Source organism: Halomonas sp. AOP22-C1-8 (assembly GCF_052378905.1).
GTDB classification, from domain to species: domain Bacteria; phylum Pseudomonadota; class Gammaproteobacteria; order Pseudomonadales; family Halomonadaceae; genus Vreelandella; species Vreelandella citrativorans.
Map to the genome: position 1 here is coordinate 1 of NZ_JBQSYD010000050.1, position 8,736 is coordinate 8,736.

The following is an 8,736-nucleotide window of genomic DNA, read 5'->3' on the forward strand; positions in this document are numbered from 1 at the left end:
ACGTGGCTGAAGATATACTTTGAATAAAGTATGGTTGAAAAGATTAAGCCCATTTTGCATTTGAATAATAGGCGTGATGAATAATAACCAACTGTTATATAGAAAATAATCACCGCTATATGAATATGGAAATATATGAGTTTTAAAGTAGTTCCGGAGATTTATTGTACAGATATTGCTGAAAGCATGTCTTATTTCACCCAAGTCTTGGGTTTTACAATCAAGTACGAGCGGCCAGATGAACACTTTGCGTACCTTTCTCGCGATGGTGTTGATTTAATGCTGGAAGGATTGTCAGGCGATAGTCGAAGGTGGATAACAGGTGAGCTTAATACCCCTTTTGGTCGTGGTATTAACTTTCAATGGGATGTTTTAAATATTGATAAACTCTATTCAGAAGTTATTGTTAAGTCTCCAGATTCAATTTACCTTGCTTTAGAGTCAAAAAATTACCAAGTTGGCAATGAGTTCGTAACGCAAAAGCAATTTATTGTTCAGGTGCCCGACGGTTATTTATTCAGGTTCTGCGAAGATTAACCTTGGATTAAAATAAAATAACAAAGCGTTTAAGAGCGATTCTAAACGCGTGCTATTTCCGCTTGCACCCGCACGCTGATCGAGCAAAGCGATTTAGTCGTGGTACGCTTCGGCGATAAGTATAAGCAGTGGAACGCTGCGTTTGATGCGGGCTACTGCTCCGCACTCGCCAAGCCCTACATCACACTGCACTCTGAGGATATTGTTCACCCGCTGAAAGAAGTGGACGCCGGTGCGCAGGCCTGGAGCACCACCACCGAGCAGGTCGTTGAAACCCTCAAGTACGTGCTCAAAGCCTAACGCAAGCCACCACTTTGCAGGCCGACTTGGCCTGCAGCCCTCTTTGTTGGGGCTGCTAAAGGTTGGTTTTGTGGGAGCCCGCTTCAGTGCGCGAAAGGCCCCGCCCCAAGAATCATCACAAGTAGCGTGGCGTAACGTTTGGCGAGGTACGAGCCAATAAGGCACCCGCGAAGGCAGCGTAGCTGCCCAGGATAAGCCACCACACCAGACCCCACCCGGTTTTGTGGGAGCCCGCTTAAGCGCGATGATCACGCTACTTGGATCAAAGCCCCAGCAAATCCTATGGCTGCATATGGCCATCAAATTTCCACGTGACCTAAGCAAAATTTACCAATAAAGTATGATTGAATAGAGCAAAACGAGCGGTCATGCGAATTTTGGATAAGCAGCCAAAATTTTCTTTGCTAGCAATAAAATCAATGAGGTAGATTTGGTGTGGTCGGCTAGATAACCTCAATGAACGCGCTGGCGCGTTCATTGAGGTTATGCCGCTGGCTATATAATCACTGTTGAACTAAACCGCTTCGCGGTAGCTGTCGACGAACCACGTTTTTCGCCTCATCGGGCCACACTGTTGATTGACCCACGTGGGTCAAACAACAGGAGTGACGACGATGACTGCCTTGCGACAGAAGATGATCGCGGCCATGCGTCAGCGTGGCTTTGCGCAACGTACCCACAACACCTACCTGATGGTGGTCACTGATCTGGCACGTTATTTCCACCGTCCGCCAGACACGTTGAGTACCGACGACCTGCAACACTTCTTTAATCACCTGGTTCAGGAGCGCGGTTTGTCCGCCGCCAGTTGCCGTGTCTACCTGCACGGCGTACGGTTCCTGTACTTGCACGTGTTGCAGTGGCCGTCGTTTGATGTGCCGCTCACCGTCCCCAAAAAACCGCAGCGGATTCCAGAACTGCTGACTCGCGACGAGGTTCGGCGGATCCTGGCCGCCTGTCAAAACGCGAAGCATCGCATGATGCTTGAACTGTGCTACGGCTGCGGATTGCGTGTGGCCGAGGTCTGCCACCTGCGAGTCAGTGACATCGACAGCCAGCGTTACCAACTCCGTGTGACGCAGGGCAAAGGCGGCAAGGATCGTATGGTGCTACTACCGAAGACCCTGCTTGATCGCTTGCGCGATTACTGGCGCGCTTACCGGCCACCGACATGGCTCTTTCCGAGTGCCCTGTTTCCCGGCCAAGCACTGCACACCAGTGCGCCGCAGAAGGCCTTTACCCAAGCCAAGCGCTTGGCCGGGGTCGAGCGGGTGGGTGGCATCCATAGTCTGCGCCATGCCTATGCCACCCATGTTTTGGAGCAGGGCCTGCCCGTCCATCAGCTCCAGCGACTACTGGGCCACCGTAACCTCCAGTCGACGATGCGCTATCTACACTGGCTACCGAGCCAGCAAGGGGGAGATCAGTGTCATATTGACCTGGTGGCCGCCTTGGAGGTGAGCCATGACTAAGGCCGCTACCTTGCAACAGGCGCTGACCCGCTTTCTCGATCCAACCGGTCTTGATCGTCAACGGCAACGGGTGTGTAGCCATCTGCTGGCCTGCCGAACGGAGGCGATGGGCGGAATGGTCTTGCAGTGCGCCGACTGCGCTCACATCCAGCCACACTACTTCGGCTGTCGCGACCGTCACTGTCCACAGTGTCAAGGCCGCGCCATGGAACAATGGGCCGAGCGTCAGCAAGCCAATATCCTGCCAGTGCGCTATTACCACGTCGTGTTCACGCTGCCGCACAGCCTTAATGGCTGGGTTCAGCTTCATCCCGAGGTGATTCACCGGTTACTGTTCCAGAGTGCTTGGCAAACGCTGCGCACGTTTGGACGAGATCCCAAGCGCCTTGACGGCGAAATGGGGATGATCGCTGTGCTTCACACCTGGGGCCAGAACCTGAGCCAGCATGTGCATCTGCACTGTTTGGTTCCAGGCGGTGCCTTGAGTGGCGATGGTCGTTGGCGTGGGGCACATAGCAACTACTTGTTCCCTGTGCGGGCCCTGTCACGCCACTTTCGCGGGCACATGGTGAGTGCTCTGCGCAAAGCCGCCAATGCAGGCGATCTCCACCGGGTCACCCGGCCCGGTGATGTCGATGCTCAACTTAACACGCTGATGGCCACTGAATGGGTGGTTTACAGCAAGGACTGCCTTGAACACACCCATGCGGTGGTTCGCTACCTGGCGCGCTACACGCGCCAGATCGCCATCAGCAACGCGCGCATCCTCGCTGTCGATGACCATCAGGTGACCCTACGCTACAAGGACTATCGCGACCACGACCGGCACAAGTCACTCACCCTCAATGGCGAGGAGTTCGTGCGCCGCTTCTTGCTCCATGTCCTGCCCAAGGGACTGATGCGGGTGCGTCACTACGGTTTTCTGGCCAATCGCTGCCGTCGGCAACGACTGGCGCGGATCCGCCAAGCGCTAGCGGTTGTTGAGCAAGCCCCAAATGTCGGTACAGCCGCCAGCGATGTGGAGCCAACCTACACCTGTCCACACTGTCGGCAGCCGACATTGCGGATGATCGGGACGCTCACTCCCCAGCGGCCCATCCATGATCAGCCGCCTAACCACAAGGAGCAACGCTATCGAGCATGATGTAACGCCATACGACGACAACGGACTAGGCTAACCGGCCCACTCGCGGGTCGCGGCTACGTTCGTCTCGGTGATGGATTTTAGCCATCAAGCGCGCTACATTGGGTTAACTTAGGTTCGGGGGCACTGAAATGATGGCGAATCTCACCACTAGAGCGCGTTACCACAGACATGCCTATGCACGGTTTGTTGCCTCCGGCCACATGCCCGTCAATACAATCCCCTATTAAATAGCCGCCTGATGGACGCGCCTTAGTCCAACAGGCATTTATGCGCCATGCTCCGCACGGCGAATAAATGCTTCACTGTTAAACATACAAGGAGAACATCGTGAGCCTGATGAATAAAAGAGAGGATGCAAGGGTTGAAAAACCTAATGGTGATGTTTTGGGGCCTTATAAAGCAATGTTTGCAGGCAGCACTATCATCATTGATGATCCCAAGGCAGATGTTGAAGAAGGCGATAGTATTCTGCGTTTATTGCCTAACGGAAAAGATGAGCGCAGCTTTGTAACCGATGCAACATTCTACAATACGGGTGTCGGAAGAATGGGGCCGCACTATCAGATTAAATTCAAGAAAGGAGGCGCCCCTGTGGAGCATAAACCAGTTCAGAACTTTCACATAAATAACGCCCAATCAATTCAAATCGGCGACTTCAACTCTCAGAGCGTAGTTAATTCCTTTGAGGCTCTAGTAAAGAAAATTGAGTCTTCATCTGCTTCGCCAGCAGAAAAGGAAGAGGCCAAGTCCTTGCTATCTAAATTTTTAACTCACCCAGTTGTTGTTTCTGTGCTAGGTGCAGCCGCTGGTTCTATCATCGGCTAATGTTTAACAAGGCCATTAAATTCGCTCCCTACGGTCACCGGACGCTCGTAAACTCCCGCCGTTTATGGCGGCGTTATACAAAATAGGGGGGTACCATGAAATTTGAGGGGCAGAACTGCCAAGTCATCAGGCAAGTGGTTCAGAGCAAGCAAGACATCGAATTTGAAGCTAATAAATCCAACACTATTTTCGCTGATAGTGAGGCTCCCGAAGATTGGACTGAGTACCCTCCCTCTATTTTGAGCGATACCGATTTGGCAAAGGTCAAAGCAGTACTGGCCATAGATGGTAGTGTCCGAGCAGCACTACATAGACTAGAGCAGACTACACACGAGCAAGGTGCGAAGGTCTATTACAAAGCTCTTGATGGTGACACGGTATCGATCAAGTTCGAGTGGTAGTTTTGTATAACAAGTCGCAGCAGTTCGCGACCGAAGGCCGCCGGACGCCCTTTACGTGGCTCCTTCGTCGCCACTCCAAGGTCGCCGCTGTGCTTCGGCGTTATGTGATCAATCCAGCATAGGAATACTGCTTTGAGGCAAGAGCTTAGAGATAAAATTGTAGAAGTATGCGATCACAAAATCGCCCAGAAAGGGCCGGGAGTCGGGCTGTCCTTTTACGCTTTCTTCAAAAATAGAAATGACCAGCCGGAGGTTCTTATGGAGGCAGCGCGGTGGTGGATTGAAACTCACAAATTAGATCATTTCGAAAAGGCGGTGAAAATCAGAGATATGGTGAATTCTGGTGTTTAGCTGTACCTGCAAATCACATAACAAGTCGCATCAGTGCGCGCCTGCGGCGCCGGACACTCACTACGTTCGTGCTGCTGTGCTTGGGCGTTAAGTTCTTAGGAGATTTCGGTGTTAGTCAGGGAAATGGAAGAGAAGGACCTTGAAGCTGTAACTGCAATTTGCATGGCTTCGTTTCTGCAGTCAGTTGCAGGCACATTGTCTGCGGAAGGGATTTCAACCTTTTCGAAAATTGCTGCGAGTAATGCCTTTCTTGACAGAATGAAGAGCGACAACTTGATGCTGGTCGCAGAAATTGATGGAAAAATCGAAGGCGTAATCGAGCTCAAGGAAGGTCGCCACGTTGCAATGCTTTTTATTAGCCCTGAACGCCAGAAGAAAGGTATTGGTAGGAAGCTGCTTTCATCAGCCCTGAAGTATGCGAAGGTTGAAACTGTCACGGTCAGCGCGTCCCTGTCTTCAGTTCCCGCGTATGAAAAGTACGGATTTGAGTGCAAAGGCGAAGCAGATGAGTCGGCAGGTTTGGCTTATCAGCCTATGGAAATCAAACTTAACAAGGCAATGCACGCGACAAGCGCGTGATTGCGGCGTTATATTCATAGGGAGATTAGACTTTGCCGTTAGATATAGCTTATAGCATTGAGGCTGATGATTATCTTGATCCTGATAGAGCCTATGATCTCTATTGGTCGGGATTGATTACAGATAAAAAGAAGTTTCTATGCCCTGGGTCTGATTGTGCTGCTCAAGTCACCTGTGCGAACTTGGACGAAGATGTTCAAGACATGAAAGTGGTTCCTCATTTTAGAATTTACGGTTCGCACAGTAAATCTTGCGAAATTTTTAACAATGTTCCCCTCGACTTGCGATACGAGGATGGAGTTTTAGTTAAAGAAGAGAGGCGCTCTGTTGATGAATCTATCGTTGATGTGTTTCTTCTGGAAAGACCCGCCTCCTATTACGATGAGCCAAAGGCAAGTAAATTTCCAAATAAAAAGGCCGTCAAAAAGCCTCAGTTTATAAAGCGCCATAAGGATATTGGTCTCAGAGAGAATGGCAGTATTGGGAATATATATTCTGTTAGGTCTGTTGTAAGTCGTTATATACGCTATAAGAAAGATGGTTCACTGGAGCATAGGCGAGTAAATATTAAAGGCCGGGATGTCCACTATAAAAGCATATTCAAATGTATTTGGGAGCAAGACTTAGAAGTGCTTCCAGATTATCCTGTTATCTATTACGGATGGGCATATGTCAATAGGCTATCTTCTGGTTATGGTTACCAGGTTAAGTTTAAAAAGAACTTCAAAAAGTCAGAAGAGGGCTTTATAACTACAGTAATGGTGGGTGATCGTCTAATTGATAGCTATAAGGTTAAAAAACTTGTAACTACACGGTTGGAGAAGATCGTTCAGAAAGAAAAACCAACCGCTTTTGTCTTTATCTATGGAAAACCGGAAGAAAATGAATCTATGAAAGGGGTAAAGTATGCTAATTTTTCGATCACAAATTTGGATATGATTGATATCAACTATGACTGCCCCTTGCCAAATAAATATAACAAATAACTGCAACGGACGCCTGCGACGCTCGCTGAGTTAAGTATTATGCGACAGCGACAACATAAGGAAGGAAATTAATGCCATACGAGCTTGAAAACAGACTAGTTATTGGGGTTGCATCAAGCGCGGTTTTTGACCTTAGTGAATCCGACGCAGTTTTCCGGAGTGATGGCGAAGAGGAGTACCGAAAATATCAAGAGAAGAACCTAGACGTCCCGCTACCTAAGGGCATCGCCTACCCATTTATCAAGCGTCTTCTTGCGCTAAACGACCTCGATTCATCCGATCCACTGGTTGAAGTGGTATTACTTTCACGTAATGATCCAGACACTGGGTTACGTGTCATGAAAACCATTGAACACTATGGATTAGGAATGACTAGAGCGATATTCATGCAGGGGCGTTCCCCGTATGAGTACATTCCAGCACTCAATATTGCCTTGTTTCTATCCGGTCATAAACCTGATATTGAAGCTGCTATTAGCTTAGAGCATCCTGCTGGACAGGTTCTCGATTCAAAGTTTGACGATGATGAGAACGACAAGACACTTCGCATTGCGTTCGACTTCGATGGAGTCCTTGCGGGAGACGAGTCCGAGACAGTAATGCAGGCGTCCGGCCTCACGGCCTTCCATGATCATGAGGTCAAGAACGTCATGCAGCCCCATAATCCGGGGCCGCTTAAGGAGTTCTTGGTTCGCATTTCAAAAATCCAGTCAGCCGAAGAGTCGTATAAGAAGCAGAACCCTGACTATGAGAATCGAATTCGCGTTTCTATCGTCACGGCTCGTAACGCGCCATCGCACGAACGAGCCCTAAAAACTTTGAAGAGTTGGGGCATAATGGCCAATGACGCATTTTTTCTTGGCGGTATTGAAAAAGGCAGAATCTTAGGTGTACTCAAGCCTCACATATTCTTCGATGATCAGTCCGCTCATCTTAAGTCTGCGAGTGCTGTTGTTCCATCTGTCCACATTCCGTTTGGTGTTACTAATCAAGCCTAGGTCGGCCTCAGAGTAATCTGCCGCCTAAGTTTTGGTAAGATCGAAAAACAGACTAGGAGTGGCCAACATGACGCGCTTCTAGTCTTATAATTACGATCAGTCCCCATAGTGGTGATCAACTACTAAGTCCAAGTTCCAACCCAGTACCTTTGAGTACGCGGTGTATTTTCTGATTGAGCACAAGCTAGACTTATCCGTTTTCCATGCTCAGAGCAGCAACGGTGCGACTGCTCGGCTGTCTATGATGCAGCTATTTGATAAATTCAGTACTCTATAACCCCTGCTTACCCAAGGCGATCCACCAATCTTATGACGAGAAAAACACTAAGCTTGAAGGTCAAAAGGCAGCAAGAGGCCAAGCCCTCTGATGACGTTGAAGATCAATACCCCGATGACCCCGAAAAGCGTTTTTTAAATGGCGTCGCTATTCATCCTTCCCCACGCATTTATTTAGAAGCGGGTTCCAGCCAGCGCAGCGTACGAGCGATGGATTTGATCACGCCCATCGGCATGGGCCAGCGTGGCTTGATCGTGGCACCCCCAGGCTCCGGCAAGACGACGCTGTTGAAACATATCTGCCAAGCCGTGGCGGAGGCGCACCCGGACATAAAATTGTACGCCTTGCTGATCGACGAGCGCCCTGAAGAGGTGACGGACTTCAAACGCAGCGTGTCGGCAGAGGTACATGCATCCTCTTCAGATGAAACCTACACACACCATGTGCGTATGGCCGATAAGCTCCTTAAAACAGCGCGCAAGCAAGCGGGTGAAGGGCACGATGTAATGATCGTGATCGATTCTTTGACGAGGCTCTCACGCGTTCATAATGCCGAGCAGCGGGGCAATGGCCGTACCATGTCGGGTGGGCTGGATAGCCGGGCGATGGAAATACCACGGAAACTGTTCGGCGCCGCGAGGAAGATCGAAAACGGCGGGTCGCTCACGATTCTGGCCGCCGTGCTGGTGGATACGGGAAGCCGTATGGATCAGGTGATTTTCGAGGAGTTTAAGGGCACGGGTAATATGGAGATCGTGCTGTCACGCGAGGTGGCCAATCAACGCATCTTCCCAGCGATAGATATTGCCAAAAGCAGTACCCGGCGCGAAGAGCTTTTGATTGATGCAAAAGACATTGAAAAA

The 8,736-nt window shown here is 49.8% G+C and carries 10 protein-coding genes and 1 pseudogene; all 11 read left to right on the top strand.

The window, feature by feature from the left end:
- The first annotated feature begins 135 nt into the window (after nt 1-135).
- Nucleotides 136-537 (top strand): bleomycin resistance protein, encoded by a 402-nt coding sequence (locus ACT3TY_RS17510; protein WP_444629049.1) that lies wholly within the window; start codon nt 136-138, stop codon nt 535-537.
- A gap of 66 nt (nt 538-603) precedes the next feature.
- Nucleotides 604-837, top strand: a pseudogene (locus ACT3TY_RS17515) (YtoQ family protein); the annotation flags it as partial.
- Between the two features lie 614 nt (nt 838-1,451).
- Entirely contained in the window at nt 1,452-2,309 is an 858-nt protein-coding gene (locus ACT3TY_RS17520; RefSeq protein ID WP_444629050.1) for a tyrosine-type recombinase/integrase, read from the top strand.
- Entirely contained in the window at nt 2,302-3,453 is a 1,152-nt protein-coding gene (locus ACT3TY_RS17525) for an IS91 family transposase (protein ID WP_444629051.1), read from the top strand. The genes ACT3TY_RS17520 and ACT3TY_RS17525 overlap by 8 nt, the downstream gene beginning before the upstream one ends.
- 330 nt (nt 3,454-3,783) lie before the next feature.
- Complete coding sequence (locus ACT3TY_RS17530; RefSeq protein ID WP_441680066.1) at nt 3,784-4,281, top strand: hypothetical protein; 498 nt, start codon at nt 3,784-3,786, stop codon at nt 4,279-4,281.
- A gap of 95 nt (nt 4,282-4,376) precedes the next feature.
- Nucleotides 4,377-4,682, top strand: coding sequence for a hypothetical protein (locus ACT3TY_RS17535; protein WP_441680064.1), 306 nt, complete (start codon nt 4,377-4,379; stop codon nt 4,680-4,682).
- Nucleotides 4,683-4,814: 132 nt separating this feature from the next.
- Nucleotides 4,815-5,033: a DUF6500 family protein gene (locus ACT3TY_RS17540; protein ID WP_441680062.1), complete on the top strand. Its 219-nt coding sequence runs from the start codon at nt 4,815-4,817 to the stop codon at nt 5,031-5,033.
- 108 nt (nt 5,034-5,141) lie between these two features.
- A complete protein-coding gene (locus ACT3TY_RS17545; protein WP_441680061.1) occupies nt 5,142-5,612 on the top strand; it encodes a GNAT family N-acetyltransferase in 471 nt (156 codons plus the stop codon).
- Between the two features lie 32 nt (nt 5,613-5,644).
- On the top strand, nt 5,645-6,598 hold the full coding sequence (locus ACT3TY_RS17550; protein WP_441680059.1) for a hypothetical protein: 954 nt from the start codon (nt 5,645-5,647) through the stop codon (nt 6,596-6,598).
- A 71-nt stretch (nt 6,599-6,669) separates the two neighbouring features.
- Complete coding sequence (locus ACT3TY_RS17555; RefSeq protein WP_441680057.1) at nt 6,670-7,596, top strand: 5'-nucleotidase; 927 nt, start codon at nt 6,670-6,672, stop codon at nt 7,594-7,596.
- Nucleotides 7,597-7,905: 309 nt separating this feature from the next.
- On the top strand, nt 7,906-8,736 hold an 831-nt coding region (gene rho, locus ACT3TY_RS17560), incomplete at its 3' end, for a transcription termination factor Rho (RefSeq protein WP_444629052.1).